Genomic DNA, 16,262 nt, shown 5'->3' on the forward strand with positions numbered 1-16,262 from the left:
GCATGTTTCATTTTAACAATCGTTCTTATGGTGTTTGGTCTCGTCGATCATGCTATAAATAACATATTTACTGGGGTGACGCCATGATTCCAAAAGATCACCGAGAACTCGTCTTTGAAAATGGAAAATCCTTCTTATTTAAAAAATTCAACTTTAAGAGAGACAACGATTTGAAAGGTATAGATGCAAGAGGGTTTGTATGGGGAGATGCGCCGCAAAATACAATAGACATTCTAGTCGAGGGAAATAAAGAAACACTTGATGAAATCTATAATTTGGTTATAGTTGACCTTGTACCATATAAGATCGAAGGCAGAGAATGGTTTCCACTCTCTGCTGAAATCATAACAGAAAGAAGTGTAATTGAAATTCACTCAATTCAAAGTGCCATAATCTTAGAATAATAATTTTTTCCGGAACGATCCGTTCCGGACAATTTCTTTTTTTCTTGAATAAATTGAATAGCTTTAGCTATCGTTTTTGTGTTGTCTTATTTGTCTTGTTACTTTGTGTGAATTGTCTTTTGTTTTTTAAAACTCCATTCTGCGATTTCAAAGAATGGAAAAAATCTACAAGACATACAAGACAAACAAGACAAACAGTATTATGTTATTGTTTTTTTACTGAATACGATTCAATATGCCGTTTTTGCTTTTTTTGTCTTGTAAATTTACAAGACAACTACAAGACAAATATGACAATTACAAGACAAAACTCAAAATTTGTCTGAAACATCGATTTTTTGTCTTATTTGTCTTACGATTTTTTCGTTTTGTCTTGTAAGTTTACAAGACAAAATAAACAGACACGAGATACTAAAAAAGAAGCGGTGAAAATTCGTTACGTGTTGTCATTTTGTCTTATTTGTCTTGTATGTCTTGTTCAAAAATACATCAAATCAAATTTTAAAAAATGGCGAAAAACATGAAAATCTTCAATCGTGTTACTCAAAAAACAAACGAAATGATATCACGTAAAACAGATAAATATTATTTTTAAATTAATTATTGAGAAAAGTTCGTTCAAAAAAGCGTCAAAAATGTCTCAAAATCTATTAAAAATAGACAAAAAATGATCAAAAATAGGAAAAATGCTGTTTTTTGTCAAAAATCAGCATTTTTTGGTGAATTATCCGGAAATTAAGCTGAAAAAGGCCACAATTATCCAGGAAACGGTAAAACATGTCAAAAGTGGAATTCCTCTTTCGATCTGCAGCTTGAGTGATTTGTTGAATTTATCAAAACGTCCGAGAAATCCGTATGTGACGGCAAAAAGCATTCCGATAATAAACATGTAAAGGAATTGTTGCGGCCACCATACGGCCATCGAAATGAAAACTTTGCAGTCTGCGCCGCCAAACAACTTTTTTTTGTACATTGTCATGATGAACACCGGGATGATCAAAGTCAAAACCAGATTGTTCAAATTTAATCCGGAAACGTACCAATCATAGGCAAAAAACAGACAACCGATTACAAAAAATATGAGAATCGGCCTGTTCGGAACTTTCCGGTTCTTCAAGTCTCTTGATGCGAAGAATGATAAAAAAAAGGTTGTTATGACCATCTTCAATAAAATGTAAATCATTTTACCTTCTCCGCATGGCAAAAAATATAATTGAAAATGCGGCCACGAATGCGGCCAGCATAAGGATGTACGGAATAAAAGACATCAAAGAAATGGATGTCGATATTGTTTTTGTCGTGATGTCATATTCCGTCTGAAGATCCGGAGAAATGGACGCGTTCGCATCGTCGTCAATGGCGCTGAACATCACCAGCGAAAATACTGAAATTATGCCAACGGCAGCGAACAAGACCATAATGAAAATGACTTTTGTATTCATCTGTTTCTCAACTCGTCGATTTTTTGATCAAATGTGTCGGCGTCTAAGACGGATCCGGCCAGGACGTTGAACGTGTAGCCGGCGAAAAAGAGGATTGAAATTATCCCATTGACCGTAAACAGTATCGCGATTGAACCGTTTGTCCACGTTCCGGAATCAAATCCAATTCCGTAATAACAATTCAAGGCCAAAACGAATGATATGATGGCTGCCAGCAGCATGCAGACAACCGCTTCATAACGCTCTTTTCCATATTTAAATCCGAAAATCTGAAAAACGATCATAAAAAACGTAATCAGAATAAATATCTGGTACGGTATCATGCCTTTAATTTCGCTTTTTTTCTATTTATATGTATGTTTTAAAATATACTTTATCATTTGTATTTTCTAATGTATATGTTACAAAATATTTATATGTTTAAAAAACGTTTGTTAAATCATGGGCGGTGTTTCCGTCGGGTTTTCCCATTGTGGAGGTGTAATTAAAAGTGATTACTGTCGCTGAAAAAGTTTTCATGGGTTTGGTGTGCTTTGCTATCAATCAAGCAAAGTCGCTGTACAACGATGACAGCGGTATGTCGATTGCTGCAGGTGCAGCCATTGGCGCTGTTTTCGGTGTCATTGTCGTCGGAGCCATGTTGACGATCGGACTGAGCATCAATGCCGGTATTTCCGATTCCGTCACGATTGACGAAAACAGTTCCTATTACAACGCCTCTCAGAGCGTTATAACGGGTACAACTGCTGCATACGGCATGTCCGGATCCTTACAACTCGTGCTGATGGCCGGAGCTGTTCTCTTTGTTTTAATGTCGTCCCTCGGTGGAGCGGGTTACGCATCCATTTCCCAGCGGAGATGATTTTTCGAAACGAAATCGGAAACGATTTCGTTTTTACTTTTTTTCGGGTGATCTTATGAAAAAATTAGATAATCAAAAGAAATTGAAAAATTTGTATGCTTTTTCGTTACTTATGTCACTTTGTGTCTTTGGTCTTTTTGCATTTTTTGCTTGGATGATTTTCAAGTCTGTTTCTTTTTTAGGTGATGAATTATCCGGGACTCCTGAGTTTTTGATGTATCTTGTTCTGGTTTTTGGATTTGTGCTTATTATTTTACAAAAATCAGATTCTGATTTAAACACAAACTACCGATTTAAAAAAATTGAAATTATGATTGAGGGTCTAAAAAATGATGCAAACACGGCCACAGCAACAACAACAGCCGAATCCGATGCAAACAGCACAAGCGATTCAGCAGCAGAGATTGCTGGCAGAAAATAAACAGCGCGGTTATCAGTCTGAGTCTTTTGCGTATAGAGTTCAGATCATGGAGTGTCCGGCCGCGGACAGATTTTTGGAACTCCTTGAAAAATCAAGAACGGTTTTCACATCATTGACGGTTGACATTTTGAAAGCTCATATTGATTCATGCGCGTCGCAAGATGCGGTTATGACGAATTTTCCGACAATGAAAGACATTGAAGTTTTCCGCCTTGAGCAGAGAATCATGTCCCGGAAACTCAAGCTTTCCGTTCCGAAAGTTGACGCCCAAAACCCGCTCTTTCATTTGTTATTGTCAGAACTCGAGTTTGTCACAATTCCGCGGTACTTGAGATCATACAAAGGATTCGAACGGGATAAACAGAATGAGGAGAGAATTTACAACGAAATTTCGACGCGGTTGAGCGCTCCGGAGAATAAAAGCGGATCTTATATTGATAAATTAAAAAAATGAGATGAGAAAATGGCTTTGTTTACATCTTCAGTTGTTTTGCCGGTCTGGCAAATGGCGATCATATTGGTGATTCCGTTCGTTTTGTTTGCCGTCACGGCACTTGTTTTGTTTTTATTTTTGATTATTCCGGAAGCTCGTGTTCTTTTTTCGGCATCGTATGGCGGCGGAACGCGCTTTGTTTTGTTCCGGCATTCGTCCTATTCGACGGCAGCGCTTTGCTGTGCCAAAATCGACGGTATTAAATTGTCAGTACCGGAACGGTTCGGAGTTATTTTCAGGCCGAGAAACAAAGACGATGTTGAACAGGTCGGGAAATTTAAGTTTGTTCATGTTCATGAAAATTCTCCATACCCGCAATCAACAACAACGGCGTATATTGTTGACAAAACTGTTGCAGCTCTTCGAGCAGCCGGCCTCCCGGATACCGTCAAAAACTACGATGCGCTGTTTAGGTGCAAATTGAGTCGTGCACTCATGTGTGGTTATATCGAATATGAAGAAATTGGCGACGCTTTTGTGAAAAATGATAAGGGAGAGGTCATTCAAAGTCCTGTCCACGATGCTCAAGGAAATTATCTTTATGATGAGCCCGTTACCGAAAAGAAAAAAATTAAAAAAACGGCTCAAGCGCAAATTCCGGAAGAGGATTTTGAGATCCTTGAAAAAGTAAAAGCCGATCTTGAAAAAATGTGTGTCGGATGGGATACTGACGGTGGCGCTATATTTGCGTTTAACCACCTCTCAAAAATTGTTGATACCGGGATTGCGGCGACGCCGGGAGATCTCTTCGAGCTTGAGAGTGAAGCTGAACGTAAAGGCGCCATGAAGTCCGGAAAACAATCAACGATGTTCCTGACAATTGCGGCCGGTGTTTTGGTCTTGGTAATTGCGGCCATTGTTTTCTTGCTGGCGATCGGTGCGATTTGAATGGGGTGCGGCGATGAGTGATGATGTTTTGCCGGAAGGCGTTTATTCCAATAAATTTTCATTTGTTCTGCTCATCAAAGCGTCAGTCGCATCACTATGTGATGCGACTGCCTCTTTCAGGACTGAGTTTTCTGTGCAGCTGACGGATCCGAACGGAAATGTCATTCAAGATGACTTCAAAACAGAAACATTCCGGAATTTTGTTTTGGCAATCGATGTTTTGTATCAGTATACGCAGGAATTCCTTGATGCCGGATTATCCAAAAAAATTAAAGATTATTTAGATAATACGACCGTTGGGTCAGTATCGGACAAGGAAATTGTTGAAAGTGGAATTTTAATATCAGAAGAATTCCAGAAGGAAATGTATGATCTTGGCCTGAAGGATACGGCTCAAACAATCGAAATGTTTGATTTTGAATTGTATCGTACCATTACTGGCGAGAACAAAGTCAAAAATGGTCTTCCATCGATCCCGAAGTCCGGAGAGGAATTCGATCCGCTCAATCCAAATGTTGAAATCATTGGTTTTTCCGGCCGGTCAGAGTTTGCCTTCATGTACACAAATTTTTCAAACCGTTCTTTCTTTCTGTTGTCGGAAGGAAAGTTCGATGAAGAAAGAAACTTTTTTTACGGAATTCTTGTCGGTTTTGCGCCGGTCTTTGATCTGATTTTTTTGGATAACTGCATCGCCATCAATAACCGTCTTTTGAATACGACCGGGCCTGATGATAAACCAAAGAAATTGTCAAAGAAAGATTATCATAATGCATATTTGCTTCATAAGGCAGAATTTTCGCGTTTAATGATGCGCGCCGGGATTCATCAGCAACCGGACATCATGGACAACAAACAACCTGATTATATTCCGGCACAGAAGCCAGCAGGATTGTGAGGTGCTCTCATGGAAAAGTGGATTCCGTTACATTATGAGGATTATGCGTTTTACAATCGGCAGATTGATATTTTGGATTTAATTCGGAAAAAGGTCGTTGAAGGAAACGAATCGTGGGATTTTAAGATCAGATCAAAGAGAGGAAAAGGAAAGTCAACGATTGCGCTGGCGTTGGGTCTTCGATTGGATCATAATTTTGCAGTTTCCAGGAATGTGGCATTTACGACAGATGATTGGTTTAGAATGTCTGAATCACTTGGGCGCGGGGCTGTTATCCTGGGAGATGAAATGGGGACGCGTATGTTTGGATCTTCTCATGAGTGGAATACAACTGATAACAAGTCGATGTCTGATGAGGTTCAGATTAACCGGACGGATGGTATCATTTTCATTGGTACATCGCTAGATGATATGCGCATAACGAATCGTGTTCGTGAAGTGTTTTCTGTTGATGTTTATCCTGAGAGGAAGATCACCGTTCCTCGTTATGAATTAAATCAAGAAACAGGAGAAACAAAAATAATTCGTTGGGATTTGGCGATTGTTTGTATTTTGCGAATTGCTCAAGAGGATATTTTCGGACAAAATGGCGGGAAGGATTTCTGGACATACCCGAGATATGCGCCTCGCGGGATCATTAAACGTGTTATTCTGTATCATCCACCTACGGAGATGTTTGAGGAATACTCTCGCAAACGAAATGAACTACGGCGTATGATACGTGAAGATCGGAAACGCCGTGAAGCCGATCGCTTGTACAAGGAAGGAAGAATTTCGCGCCAGTCAGCCACTACTACAAAGGATGGGGAAAAGGAGCCGGCGATAAACAAAGTACTTCGCCGCAAACTTGGAAGATAAACGGCCTATACGGGGTGTTCAATATTGTTCGCAAGCGTTATGACTGCCGAAAATCATATTTCGTCAATAAAACAAAATTATGAAACTTATAATGTTGCCAAGCTGCAGATCCTTTCGGCCGTCTTTCAGCTGAACGACCTGGACATTGAGGCCACGTCGATCACTGTGCAGCAGGTAACATTGCTCTCAATGTCCGGGATATGTCATTTCGTTAACCGTTATGTAAAGAGTAAACTGTTGGTGAAAAAAGTAATCAAAAAGAAATCCGGGTTATCTCCAAAATCGATTTACTATTACGAGATTACCGATGCCGGCAAAGATTAGCTTTTGGAATTGTTAGACCGGTTTGAAGCCGGCCAGCATTTACATCTTGAGCAAAGGCCGGTTTCGGTGGATTGGACCGGGTTTAAGATCTTGCCGGGTTTGTCGGACGATGTTGTTGAATTGCTGAAGGCGGAAAAAGAATGAATCTGATCAGGGTTTTATGGGGTTTTTGTTCCATGCTGGTATCCGGCGTCATTACCATCATTGCATATGTTGTTTTTTCGCCGCTTTTTTCCGTCATGCTGCCGTCAATGAAGCCGGCGGAATACAATCAGTATTATACGCCGGAGCTCGACTCAATGTTTGACTTTATTTGGGGCAGCGTTTGGGTCTGGGTCATTTTTTGGATCCTTTTGTCGGCCATACTTGTATGGTTCACCCAGATGTTTATCAAAGAGCAGCTCAGAGAGGAGGTTTACAGATGAATTTCCTGACTGACGACCGGGCATCTCTCGGATCCGCGTACACGTTCATCGTGTTCCTGGTCGCGCTCATCGCCGGCCCGTTCATCTGGGTCATCTTGTCTCCGCTGTTCCAAGATTTGAACGGCATGCTGATTATGCTGTTCGTTGACACGGTTAGTTACCCACAGCCTGTACAGGATGCGTGTTACAATGTTTTGGTAATCCTGGAGATGGCCGGCCTGATTTTCATCCTTTTTACTGCCGGCAATTACCTGAAGGAATACTTGCAGCCGTGGACGATGGAGTGGTAAAATGAGAAATTTTGTCCGGATTTTTTTGTTGGCCACATTTTTGATTTTACTTTCCTCATTTGCCGGGGGCGCACCCACCGACGACGGGAATAATTATTATCAAGAAATTACTGTCATTTCTGAGGTTACGCAAGCGGATGCAACTTTCCATATATATATGCCATTTCCGTTCGATTACGATAAGGCTTTGAACAGCTACCGTTTTTATGATTCTTCCGGTAATTTAATCCCCTCTTATGTTTTCGGAACGACGCCGGAGGGTATCAGTGTCACAATGAAAAAAGATCTTGTTGCTGGAAACAACACTATTTTTATGACTGGTGGAAACACATCATTGCCATCTGTCAATAACCAATCGGTTTTTAATTTTTTCATTCCGATTTCGAATTTGAGTAATGGTGTTTATAATTTTTCGACCCCAGATTACAATTTTGTCGAATATAATTCGGATGACAATTGGGGCACGTATAACACTACAGTTACATTGAGATTTTATAATGACTCGAACACGGCAATGGATCGACGTTTACTTACAAATAATTCGACGGGCGTTTGGTGGTGGAATAATACGTCGGCGAGTAGTGTAACGTTGTGGTCTGGTCCTGGTGTAAATGAACATCGTTCTGTTTATGTTTCAACGCATAAAACAGACGTGTATGTACAATCGAATTGGACAGTTAGTTCAAATCACTATTATGCATATAATCATTCTGAAAACATAAGTGCTGACGATTTTGTTGGAAACGCAATACAATTTTCTCTTTCGAGGGATCAATCAAAGTTGGAAAATTATACTGTAGCAACGGCGATGATCGTTGATACAGAAGAGATTTATGGAAACATTTCTTTTTTTGACAATGCGACTGGTATTTATATTCGATTTGTTGATGGAGTTACCGGTAATATTGTATCATTAGTAGGGCCAACTCCAGGAAATGTTGTTATATCGACATCAACGAATGCTGTTGGTGTAAATTCGACGGCACTTTATAGTTACATGAGATCTAATGTGACTTTTAATCAAAGTGGAATGTCTACAGCAATCTCTTTGGTCGACAACAACAGTAGAAATTCTGTGATCTATATTCAAAATTTTACATACGATTCGTCATTTGTTTTGACGACGCCTTCCGGAGTTAATGTAAACTATAATCAGACAACGTATTCAGAAACGATCCCAGCCGAAAGCCGTATCCGTGTCATGGATATGGCATTTGTTCGAGAAATCAGTCCGAATAACACATCAATCTGGGGCGTTGTTGTCGATCAGTTTGGCCGGCCGATTCCGGGCGTTGACGTCAGCATGGTCAATGGCGTTACAACCTATACTTTACAGTCTCAAGATGGTGGTGAATTTGGAAAAAGTGCTGTTACAGGGCAATGGTACATTACTTTTCAAAAAGACGGCTATGAGACGCTGACAGGATATTTGACCGGGCCGACGAAACAAGTCGTTGAGTTAAATAAACTGTATAATATTACTATCCATGTCGTTGATGAAAATGGAAGTCCTGTCAGGTCGTTTACTACATTTTTCGGATCCAACCAATCTATAAAATCAACTGACGACGGAACTGTCGTTTATAAAAACGTGCCTGGTGGGGAACAAGAAGTTATAATTCAGGCTTCTGGATATGCACAGGTAACGAAATCAATTTTTATTTCGGATAACAGTACCGATTTTACGTTAACTGTAACAAAGGAATCAGCACAAGAATACACAACACCTCATTATGTGCGTTTATTTTACAGAACACTGTTAGGTTCTCCTATTTCAAATTTGACTGTTGATGTTTACGAAGGAGACGGCGGTGACTCCGTTTTTTCTGGAATTACCGGCGTTGATGGATCCGTGTCTTTTCGGTTGGAAGAGACGATAAAATACCGTTTTGTCGCTCGAACTGATCTTCAGATCGTTCACGAATTTTCGACATATCCGAAATCGGATGAGTATGTTATTTTCCTCGGAAACGTCAATCAGTCGGATCCGTCCGTTGTCCTGGACAATTTGCTTTATTCCATTACTTCAGCTGACGTCAATACGACGCACGCACGCATTTTTGTGAATATGACGACGAACGGCAGCAATGACACGGTTGATTTTGTCATAAACGTGTATAAGGGTGACGTTTTGTACACGAACGCTTCCGGAAATTTCACCGGCACTCAAAACGAATCATTCCTTGTCACAAAAGACGGCACCTATATCGTTTCTGTCACGTTTACAGACCAAGATGGAAAAAGCAAGACCGTAAGCAAGACGATCCGGTTTGACTCTGCAGAAATCAAAGCAAAATTTAAGCTGCCGAGATTCACGGAGCAGTGGCACTACGATGCGTTGTGTGTTTTTATTGTTCTCGTGACGGCGTTTTTATTTTCAGAACGAACGAAACATCTGGGAATGTTTATTATTCCGGTTGAGTTTTTCGGGTTGCTGATGGTCGGATGGATGCGTTTTTCATCGTTTGCTATCGGATTGTGTATTGCCGTCGTATTTGCTGGTATTGTAATTGTAACTGAAAGAGTTGAGAGAGAATGAAAGCTGTAAAGCTCGCTTTAATTGTGGCCTTGTTTACGGCCGGGACCGGCGCCGTTGACGCGCTCGCCGCGGCGACCGGGGAGAATTGGTTTGTTCCGGCGGAGCTCGATCTGCCGCAAAACGACTGGCAGTCGCTTGCCGGTGAAATTGACAGACAGAATTCGGGACTATTTGATAGTGTCTTTTCGATACTGTACTACGCCTATCTAATTGCCACGATCGTATGGGGCGCGCTCAAGGGGATCCTATTCATCGGTGCTGTTTTGGCGCAGATTTTTTACTACGAGGTCAACGGCGTCAACATCGCTGCATTCTTCTGTTACGCAATTAACGCAGTTGTCTGGATCATCTACATCATCGGATTTTATCAGCTGCGTCATGGAGATTCCATCAAACACTATTGGTGATATCAATGTTTCAAAAAATCATTCTGTTCATTGCGATGTTTTGCCTTTTGTTCAACGTGGCCGGCGCCGTGGAGATCGAAGATTTTGAGCAGTTCGATTTTACGGAGCTTTACAACGAATTCTTCGTTTCCGGATTCACCAATTGGGATTTGCTGGAAATGGCTCTTGATTTCTACGTTAATTCCGTCGGCGGTACCGTCTTATGGATGATTCTGTTCATCACGGTTTACACGGCGCTTCATCTGACGACCGGCGGCGTGTCCATACCGGCCGCCGCGTTCTCGGCCGTCGGCATGATCTTGGTTCAGGTGCTGCCGTACGAGCTGTCAACATGGACGTACATGCTGATATCCATTGCACTTTTTGTTCTTCCGGGTTATAAATATTTTAAAAATTGAAGAGGTTAAAAATATGAAATCAAACGCAACTGTCATCGTTAAAATCAGAGACACAAAATCCGGAATTGTTTACGATGCGTCCGGATCCAACGTCCAAAAAACGTTGAGTCAGGCCAAAGACTTTTACCGTCAGAAATACGGAGGCGGTGACTGATGGCGGTCGGTTCAGCAACTGTCCGCGATTCCGCCGGCAATTCTCTCGGGAACAACGGAGCGCTTTCAAACCCGGGGACGCCGAATCAAAACAGCGGATCGGCTTCGTCATCAACGAACCAGGTGAACAACAGCAGCTCGTCCGGAACAAACACGCCGGTCATCCGTGACGCGGATCCGAATACTCTTGACTCTCGCGTTCGGAATGCCGGCGAGGAAGCGGTCCGGGACGTTCTGTCCGCCGGCGGATCCAAAAGGGACGCTTTGGCCGCCAGAGACGCGGCCATTCGTGGCGTTTACGAATCTCAAGCCGTGACCATTTCTCAAGGCGGTTCCGCCGGAAGCGCAGCAATGGAAGAGCTGCAGTCCGGAAGGCATCTGATTCAGGCCACAAATCTCGGAGTCATAGGCGCCGACGGGACGCTTGCATCGCGTGGAAATGTCGACATCCGCAGCGGAGATTTTTCGAATCTTTACTACATGGGACCGGGTGAAATTGATACGAGAGCTCAATTCAAGTCAGATGCACTCGGTGCGATCAGTACACGGGTGTCCCCGGGAGCCGCGAGCGCCATTGAAACAAGTTGGGGTTATTACAACCAAATAAAAGAGGCCGTCCCAAAAGGTGCGAAGGATGGCTATCAGTGGGTTTTTGACAACACGGCATCTGGAATTCCATATACAGAGCTTGTTCGAAACTCTTTGGCGAATCCAAGAAATAGAGAACAGGCCGTCACTGGTTTTTTGAATGAATATTACGGAATAAACGGCGAGAAGGAACTCAGAGTTGAGGAAAACATTCAGAGCTCAAGCGTTGACATCGGTGGCTATGATGTTTCATTGTCACCGTTGACGTATTCAGACAAAGTTGTTGCCGGCATCGACTGGGTGGGGAGAGAATCTCAGGGATGGGTATTGAGACGAGGAGACGAATTGAGCGAACGAAAGGGAAGAGATTTTAATATGTTTTTGGAACCAGCAACAAGTTTTGTACGCGGAGCGACGTTTGACAACTGGTCCGATGCTCCGGGTCTTTTAAGTATTGCTGGCAGAGCTGGAATTTATGGTCTGTATGATGCAAATGACGTTATCAGAAGTGATGATTCGGCTGATAATAAAATTTCAAGGCTTCAGAATTTACCGGGAGAAACGACAGGATACTATCTCGGTAAAATTGGTGGCGGAATGTTACGATATGCAGTTGATGATCCTTGGGCAGCAGCCGGTGGTTTTCTCGGGCCGGTGGCAGCTAAAACGACTCTCGAGATTGCCGAACCTGCAATAACAGGACAAATCCGGACGGTTGGGCGTGATTTTGTACCGTTGTCAGATCTAACGCCGGAAAAGGTCCATGGCATGGGCGGCGACATTTTCCGTCCGGAAACGAAACCGTTTCCAGTCGGATATCCGTCACAGCGTGGAATTACAATTGAACAAGGAATATCTGTGTTTGAAGGGGCAAAACAGATGTATCCAAACAAATCAGTCGTTGGGAGTGAAAGTGCCGTTGGTGTACACGTGAATCCGACAGACTGGGGTCCAGGACTCAAAGAATTAAGAGCTGGTAAATCAAAAGGAGCTGGTTTTTTCGTTGGGCCGAATGTTTCACCACGCTTTGCCAGGTTGTCTACACCTGAACTTGTATCGTTATTTCCAGGACTGGATCTGATTGATGCGGCCACGTCAAGAAAAAGCCGTCCAACCGTCATGTTCGTTGAAAGTCCGAGAGGTATCCAACGACTTCCTGAGAGCGTTCGTTACGACATGGATGCATCAAACAGGTTCATACGTATGGAGTCCGATCCGGCCAGTTTCTGGATCACTCAAAAAATGGAAAGTAACATTTCGGCCGGAAAAGAAGTTGAACTCGAAGCCGTTTTACCGGGTGGAACTTTGTTAGAAAAGGTTGAAGGGAACTATTATACGGTTTTCCAAAAACCATTTACAATACTCGGACGTGGTGAAATATTCGGTCAGAAACTCCAACACCCTGTTCGTGTTCCGATTGATTATTACCGAAACACAGGTCAGATGTCAGAGTTTACGCGTCGGCGCGGAACAGCCGTTGTTGAAACTTCGGAAGGTGTTCTTCTTGTTCGTGAAAGAAACGGACTTTACAATCTTCCGGGAGGTGGCGTCGAAGGAATGGAAAATGTTCCAACGGCTGCTCTTCGAGAGCTGCGAGAAGAAACCGGAATCAAGGGTAAAAATCCTGAGTTTTTGTTTGATTATTCTGATCCGACCCGTAAACGGGCATGGGAAGGTGGACTTTATAACAACGAATTCATGGTTTATCGCATAAACGAATTTGAAGGAGTTCCAAGAGCATCAAACGAAGTTTCCGGAATTGATTATTACAAACCGGGTTCAGATCTTCCGTTATCAGATGCGACAAAAGTCATACTTGACAGGTATTACGGTGTTGATGAACTGTCTAACTACGATTTGACATACTCTGAAAAAGCAGTATATGAATCCGTTAACGATATCGCTCCAGACTTTACACAAGAGATTGTGACTGAACAGTTTATGGATTATATTCCGGATGAACTAAAACGATCTAAGAATTTATCAGAATCGGGATACATCGATGAATACGTGTATTTGAACGACTATTCAATAAATGATTACCTGAAGTATGGTTACGGATACGAAACATCTTATGCTAAAACCGGATACGAGTCGATAATACCAAACTATGAAAGCAGCTACCAAAAAATTGACAATTATGACAATTATGAGAGAGTCTTTGAAACAGTTTATGATTCATATGGCGGATATGGAAATTATGGTTATTCACCGTATCCAGCATATGGTGGTTACCCCAGGGCCGGAAAGAATGATAAATACGTTAATCCGTTAAATCCGGATTATGGAACTGAAAGAATTGAATTTGTTGAAATTGAAGAAGAATTTAAATTCGATTTTCCGGAATTTTCTGACTTCCCGGAAGAATATACCGGCAAACGGAAAAGCCGAAAGCGTGAACGCAGAAACGTAAATCCGGTTTTGGATATAATGAAATTTATGGGGTTTTAATCCCATAAATTAAATTTATATAGTTATTTGCTTTTTTATATATTGATTAAAATGTATGTCGAAAAAAAGACAAGTGCTTCTGATTGGTTTTTTGCGTATTTTATTATAGTTTTAGCAGAAATTCCAATATTTTGGCTTGCTGATGCCAGGTTTTTAAATCCGTATGTTGCATGGATAGTAGGCGTTGTCGCTTTAATCGTATTGACGTATTTAGTAGTCTTGGCTGTTATGTACTTATATTACAAAAAAAGTTTTAATTTTTACACATCAAAACGTTTTAAAGGAGAACGTAAAGTAGTAGCCGGAATTGGAATCGTTTTGATTTTGTTATGGTTAATTATAGTCATGGATGGACTTATTAGAGGTATCCCAATAACAGTCGACGATTTAATTGTTTTGGATATCGTTCCTATGTTAGTTTTCGTGATTTATTACATTCTTTACATGTACGCATACATTTTCAGAATCCGAAAACCATATTATGATGATGTTTTAGATAAATAAGAAATATTTATATACTTTTCATACAAATAGAGCATTACAGGCTACGGGACTGCTGGTAACGGTCGTCCTGTTTCAGATGTCCTGTTTTATCGCTTGATGTCTTCTGTAAACAGACCTTGCCGTGGCCAGTCTTGTTATCTCCAGAAAACTAGGGTCAAAATCCCGGTCTGGACGCTTGAAAAAAAAGAAAAGGCAACCGTTTTTCGAAACGGTTGCCTTTTTTTATTTATTTTTATGGTTTTTGGATCATTTATTTTTTATCATTTTCAGAATCTTGGTCGTACTTCTCATTTGTTTCCTTGATTTGGACGTTTTCGCTCTTGTTTTGAGAATATTCATGAACTTTTGTCTTTTTTGCCTGGGTCGGATACTCTCGAATTTCAAATTCGTAAAAAGAATCTTCCGTCGGCAGATATTCCGGATTAATTGTATTGATGTCGAATGCGAAAACGTTGTGTTGTTCAATGTCGTTGTCAATATCAATAGAATAGGCAATCCCATGGCAGCAATTGAGCATGAGCGTGCGCAATGAAATTATTTTATTCAAATAATTGTTCATTTGATGTTGGTTTGTTTGGAAAACAATCCATTTATTGTATTTTTCATTGACGTTTGCCCAATAAAAAATATAATCCTCGCCTGTTGGCGATATCAAATGTGACAAGAGTGGCCCATCATGATAGATTAAATCTCGAATTTTTCCAAAAACTTGGAAATCCGGTATTTTTATATTGGTAAGTGGTTCCATCATATTTCACCTGATGATTATTCATCAAAACAGGTTGAACCCATTCTTATTTATACATTTTTACATTTTTTCTAAATTTATAATATTTATTTAGATTGATTTGATTAATATTGATTTCTCTATCCAAAACAGATCTCATAAAATAAGAAATTAATTAAAAAACAGAAATAAGTTGGTTGAACCGTTTTTTTCAAATCTCATCAAACAATTCCAAAACTTTTCCCGCCAACTTCTCCCGCTTTTCAAAATCAACCATCAACGTATCAAAGGCAACCGGCACAATTCCCATCTCTTTGATTTCCGCCGGGTCAATAACGGTATCCCGAACGTCATACACAAAAACGTCAACAACATCCCGATAAAATTCGGCAACAGCTTTTGACGTCACGTCCATTCCCCTCGATTTCATCAACTTTCCGGCCGGACCGCTCACCGGTTCCGATCCGATAATCGGGCTGACCGCAATTACTTTTTTCGTTTTTAAAATCTCTCTCATTTTCGGCAGCGCCAAAATCGGACCGATACTGGTCATCGGATTGCTCGGGCCAATGATCACGCAATCCTCTTTTTCGAGCGCTTCCATTACTTTTTTCGAGATTTTCGCATTCTCGATTCCATCGTAACGGAATGACAAAACTTCCGGCTGACCTTTCTTTCCGACCCAAAATTCCTGAAAGTGGAGTTCGCCGTCCGGTGTTTGAATTTTGCTGGTCACAATGTCGTCTGACATCGGCAGGATGTTGGCGGCAATGCCGAGCATATTTTTAACGTCAATCGTTGCGTCCGTTAAACTTTTGGTTTTGAGCAGATTTGTCCGGATGAGATTGGTTGCCCGGTCGCGGTCGCCGAGCATGAGAAGTTCCGTTTTACCCATTTTTTTCATTTGATTGTAAGTTGCGTAGGTTTCGTCAATCATTCCCCACCAGCGTGTTTTGTCCAAATCGCCGGAAAATAAATAGAGAACGGTGTCAATGTCAGGTGAAACGAATGTTTCGGAAATCCAAATATCCTCGCCGGTGTTGACAATCACCGTGATTTCTTCGTCGGGCCGGTGAGCCCGCAGTCCGTCAATCAATTTTGGCGTTCCGGTTCCGCCGGAGAGAACAATCATTTTTGAAACCTCTTTTTAAAAAATTGCTATTCACTCGGATTCAACAGATTTAATCTTTATT

22 protein-coding genes are annotated in these 16,262 nt (G+C 41.3%); 16 read left to right on the top strand and 6 right to left on the bottom strand.

Annotated elements, in window-relative coordinates:
- Positions 1 to 83: 83 nt before the first annotated feature.
- Positions 84 to 404 (top strand): hypothetical protein, encoded by a 321-nt coding sequence (locus tag MsAg5_RS06675; protein ID WP_338099855.1) that lies wholly within the window; start codon positions 84 to 86, stop codon positions 402 to 404.
- Positions 405 to 1,128: 724 nt separating this feature from the next.
- Here the strand turns inward: MsAg5_RS06675 and MsAg5_RS06680 are convergent.
- Genes MsAg5_RS06680 through MsAg5_RS06690 form a run of 3 tightly spaced genes read right to left on the bottom strand, consistent with a single transcriptional unit; the run spans position 1,129 to position 2,130 of the window.
- Positions 1,129 to 1,587 carry a prepilin peptidase gene (locus MsAg5_RS06680; RefSeq protein ID WP_338099856.1) on the bottom strand — a complete coding sequence of 153 codons (459 nt, stop codon included), beginning with the start codon at positions 1,585 to 1,587 and terminating at the stop codon, positions 1,129 to 1,131.
- A 1-nt stretch (position 1,588) separates the two neighbouring features.
- Positions 1,589 to 1,846, bottom strand: a complete 258-nt coding sequence (locus MsAg5_RS06685; RefSeq protein WP_338099857.1) for a hypothetical protein — start codon at positions 1,844 to 1,846, stop codon at positions 1,589 to 1,591.
- A complete protein-coding gene (locus MsAg5_RS06690) occupies positions 1,843 to 2,130 on the bottom strand; it encodes a hypothetical protein (protein WP_338099858.1) in 288 nt (95 codons plus the stop codon). The genes MsAg5_RS06685 and MsAg5_RS06690 overlap by 4 nt, the downstream gene beginning before the upstream one ends.
- A 206-nt stretch (positions 2,131 to 2,336) precedes the next feature.
- Here MsAg5_RS06690 and MsAg5_RS06695 point away from each other — a divergent pair, with 206 nt between their 5' ends.
- The 13 genes from MsAg5_RS06695 to MsAg5_RS06755 all read left to right on the top strand — a co-directional run bounded on the left by MsAg5_RS06695 (position 2,337) and on the right by MsAg5_RS06755 (position 10,800).
- Positions 2,337 to 2,708: a hypothetical protein gene (locus tag MsAg5_RS06695; protein WP_338099859.1), complete on the top strand. Its 372-nt coding sequence runs from the start codon at positions 2,337 to 2,339 to the stop codon at positions 2,706 to 2,708.
- Between the two features lie 55 nt (positions 2,709 to 2,763).
- Entirely contained in the window at positions 2,764 to 3,129 is a 366-nt protein-coding gene (locus tag MsAg5_RS06700; RefSeq protein WP_338099860.1) for a hypothetical protein, read from the top strand.
- Between the two features lie 46 nt (positions 3,130 to 3,175).
- Positions 3,176 to 3,583 carry a hypothetical protein gene (locus MsAg5_RS06705; RefSeq protein ID WP_338099861.1) on the top strand — a complete coding sequence of 136 codons (408 nt, stop codon included), beginning with the start codon at positions 3,176 to 3,178 and terminating at the stop codon, positions 3,581 to 3,583.
- A 9-nt stretch (positions 3,584 to 3,592) separates the two neighbouring features.
- Positions 3,593 to 4,510, top strand: coding sequence for a hypothetical protein (locus MsAg5_RS06710; RefSeq protein ID WP_338099862.1), 918 nt, complete (start codon positions 3,593 to 3,595; stop codon positions 4,508 to 4,510).
- On the top strand, positions 4,479 to 5,405 hold the full coding sequence (locus MsAg5_RS06715; RefSeq protein WP_338099863.1) for a hypothetical protein: 927 nt from the start codon (positions 4,479 to 4,481) through the stop codon (positions 5,403 to 5,405). Before MsAg5_RS06710 ends, MsAg5_RS06715 begins: the two co-directional genes overlap by 32 nt.
- A 9-nt stretch (positions 5,406 to 5,414) precedes the next feature.
- Positions 5,415 to 6,263: a hypothetical protein gene (locus tag MsAg5_RS06720; protein WP_338099864.1), complete on the top strand. Its 849-nt coding sequence runs from the start codon at positions 5,415 to 5,417 to the stop codon at positions 6,261 to 6,263.
- Between the two features lie 327 nt (positions 6,264 to 6,590).
- On the top strand, positions 6,591 to 6,731 hold the full coding sequence (locus tag MsAg5_RS06725) for a hypothetical protein (protein ID WP_338099865.1): 141 nt from the start codon (positions 6,591 to 6,593) through the stop codon (positions 6,729 to 6,731).
- Complete coding sequence (locus MsAg5_RS06730; RefSeq protein WP_338099866.1) at positions 6,728 to 7,012, top strand: hypothetical protein; 285 nt, start codon at positions 6,728 to 6,730, stop codon at positions 7,010 to 7,012. Before MsAg5_RS06725 ends, MsAg5_RS06730 begins: the two co-directional genes overlap by 4 nt.
- On the top strand, positions 7,009 to 7,302 hold the full coding sequence (locus MsAg5_RS06735; RefSeq protein ID WP_338099867.1) for a hypothetical protein: 294 nt from the start codon (positions 7,009 to 7,011) through the stop codon (positions 7,300 to 7,302). Before MsAg5_RS06730 ends, MsAg5_RS06735 begins: the two co-directional genes overlap by 4 nt.
- 1 nt (position 7,303) lies before the next feature.
- On the top strand, positions 7,304 to 9,841 hold the full coding sequence (locus MsAg5_RS06740; protein WP_338099868.1) for a carboxypeptidase-like regulatory domain-containing protein: 2,538 nt from the start codon (positions 7,304 to 7,306) through the stop codon (positions 9,839 to 9,841).
- On the top strand, positions 9,838 to 10,248 hold the full coding sequence (locus MsAg5_RS06745) for a hypothetical protein (protein ID WP_338099869.1): 411 nt from the start codon (positions 9,838 to 9,840) through the stop codon (positions 10,246 to 10,248). The genes MsAg5_RS06740 and MsAg5_RS06745 overlap by 4 nt, the downstream gene beginning before the upstream one ends.
- Before the next feature lie 5 nt (positions 10,249 to 10,253).
- Positions 10,254 to 10,646, top strand: coding sequence for a hypothetical protein (locus MsAg5_RS06750; RefSeq protein WP_338099870.1), 393 nt, complete (start codon positions 10,254 to 10,256; stop codon positions 10,644 to 10,646).
- 13 nt (positions 10,647 to 10,659) lie between these two features.
- Entirely contained in the window at positions 10,660 to 10,800 is a 141-nt protein-coding gene (locus tag MsAg5_RS06755) for a hypothetical protein (RefSeq protein ID WP_338099871.1), read from the top strand.
- A gap of 110 nt (positions 10,801 to 10,910) precedes the next feature.
- Here MsAg5_RS06755 and MsAg5_RS06760 read toward each other — a convergent pair whose 3' ends face one another.
- Entirely contained in the window at positions 10,911 to 11,177 is a 267-nt protein-coding gene (locus MsAg5_RS06760) for a hypothetical protein (protein WP_338099872.1), read from the bottom strand.
- Here MsAg5_RS06760 and MsAg5_RS06765 point away from each other — a divergent pair.
- Both MsAg5_RS06765 and MsAg5_RS06770 read left to right on the top strand, forming a co-directional pair.
- Complete coding sequence (locus MsAg5_RS06765) at positions 11,151 to 13,838, top strand: NUDIX domain-containing protein (protein WP_338099873.1); 2,688 nt, start codon at positions 11,151 to 11,153, stop codon at positions 13,836 to 13,838. The two genes, MsAg5_RS06760 and MsAg5_RS06765, sit on opposite strands and share 27 nt — an antisense overlap.
- A gap of 42 nt (positions 13,839 to 13,880) precedes the next feature.
- On the top strand, positions 13,881 to 14,342 hold the full coding sequence (locus MsAg5_RS06770) for a hypothetical protein (RefSeq protein ID WP_338099874.1): 462 nt from the start codon (positions 13,881 to 13,883) through the stop codon (positions 14,340 to 14,342).
- Positions 14,343 to 14,592: 250 nt separating this feature from the next.
- Here the strand turns inward: MsAg5_RS06770 and MsAg5_RS06775 are convergent, their stop codons facing one another.
- Together MsAg5_RS06775 and cofD are read right to left on the bottom strand one after the other, a co-directional pair.
- Entirely contained in the window at positions 14,593 to 14,901 is a 309-nt protein-coding gene (locus MsAg5_RS06775; RefSeq protein WP_338099875.1) for a hypothetical protein, read from the bottom strand.
- Positions 14,902 to 15,280: 379 nt separating this feature from the next.
- Positions 15,281 to 16,201 (bottom strand): 2-phospho-L-lactate transferase, encoded by a 921-nt coding sequence (gene cofD / locus MsAg5_RS06780; protein ID WP_338099876.1) that lies wholly within the window; start codon positions 16,199 to 16,201, stop codon positions 15,281 to 15,283.
- Positions 16,202 to 16,262: the final 61 nt, after the last annotated feature.

This window comes from Methanolapillus africanus (assembly GCF_032714475.1).
Classification (GTDB): domain Archaea; phylum Halobacteriota; class Methanosarcinia; order Methanosarcinales; family Methanosarcinaceae; genus Methanolapillus; species Methanolapillus africanus.

Bases quoted from the DNA above. Each gene is read 5' to 3' on its own strand.
- MsAg5_RS06710 (WP_338099862.1), top strand. From the start codon at position 3,593: ATGGCTTTGTTTACATCTTCAGTTGTTTTGCCGGTCTGGCAAATGGCG.
- MsAg5_RS06760 (WP_338099872.1), bottom strand. From the start codon at position 11,177: ATGCCTTCCGGACTGCAGCTCTTCCATTGCTGCGCTTCCGGCGGAACC.
- MsAg5_RS06735 (WP_338099867.1), top strand. From the start codon at position 7,009: ATGAATTTCCTGACTGACGACCGGGCATCTCTCGGATCCGCGTACACG.
- MsAg5_RS06690 (WP_338099858.1), bottom strand. From the start codon at position 2,130: ATGATCGTTTTTCAGATTTTCGGATTTAAATATGGAAAAGAGCGTTAT.
- MsAg5_RS06700 (WP_338099860.1), top strand. From the start codon at position 2,764: ATGAAAAAATTAGATAATCAAAAGAAATTGAAAAATTTGTATGCTTTT.
- MsAg5_RS06765 (WP_338099873.1), top strand. From the start codon at position 11,151: ATGGAAGAGCTGCAGTCCGGAAGGCATCTGATTCAGGCCACAAATCTC.
- MsAg5_RS06675 (WP_338099855.1), top strand. From the start codon at position 84: ATGATTCCAAAAGATCACCGAGAACTCGTCTTTGAAAATGGAAAATCC.
- MsAg5_RS06680 (WP_338099856.1), bottom strand. From the start codon at position 1,587: ATGATTTACATTTTATTGAAGATGGTCATAACAACCTTTTTTTTATCA.
- cofD (WP_338099876.1), bottom strand. From the start codon at position 16,201: ATGATTGTTCTCTCCGGCGGAACCGGAACGCCAAAATTGATTGACGGA.
- MsAg5_RS06745 (WP_338099869.1), top strand. From the start codon at position 9,838: ATGAAAGCTGTAAAGCTCGCTTTAATTGTGGCCTTGTTTACGGCCGGG.
- MsAg5_RS06755 (WP_338099871.1), top strand. From the start codon at position 10,660: ATGAAATCAAACGCAACTGTCATCGTTAAAATCAGAGACACAAAATCC.
- MsAg5_RS06705 (WP_338099861.1), top strand. From the start codon at position 3,176: ATGGAGTGTCCGGCCGCGGACAGATTTTTGGAACTCCTTGAAAAATCA.
- MsAg5_RS06720 (WP_338099864.1), top strand. From the start codon at position 5,415: ATGGAAAAGTGGATTCCGTTACATTATGAGGATTATGCGTTTTACAAT.
- MsAg5_RS06775 (WP_338099875.1), bottom strand. From the start codon at position 14,901: ATGAACAATTATTTGAATAAAATAATTTCATTGCGCACGCTCATGCTC.
- MsAg5_RS06740 (WP_338099868.1), top strand. From the start codon at position 7,304: ATGAGAAATTTTGTCCGGATTTTTTTGTTGGCCACATTTTTGATTTTA.
- MsAg5_RS06685 (WP_338099857.1), bottom strand. From the start codon at position 1,846: ATGAATACAAAAGTCATTTTCATTATGGTCTTGTTCGCTGCCGTTGGC.
- MsAg5_RS06750 (WP_338099870.1), top strand. From the start codon at position 10,254: ATGTTTCAAAAAATCATTCTGTTCATTGCGATGTTTTGCCTTTTGTTC.
- MsAg5_RS06730 (WP_338099866.1), top strand. From the start codon at position 6,728: ATGAATCTGATCAGGGTTTTATGGGGTTTTTGTTCCATGCTGGTATCC.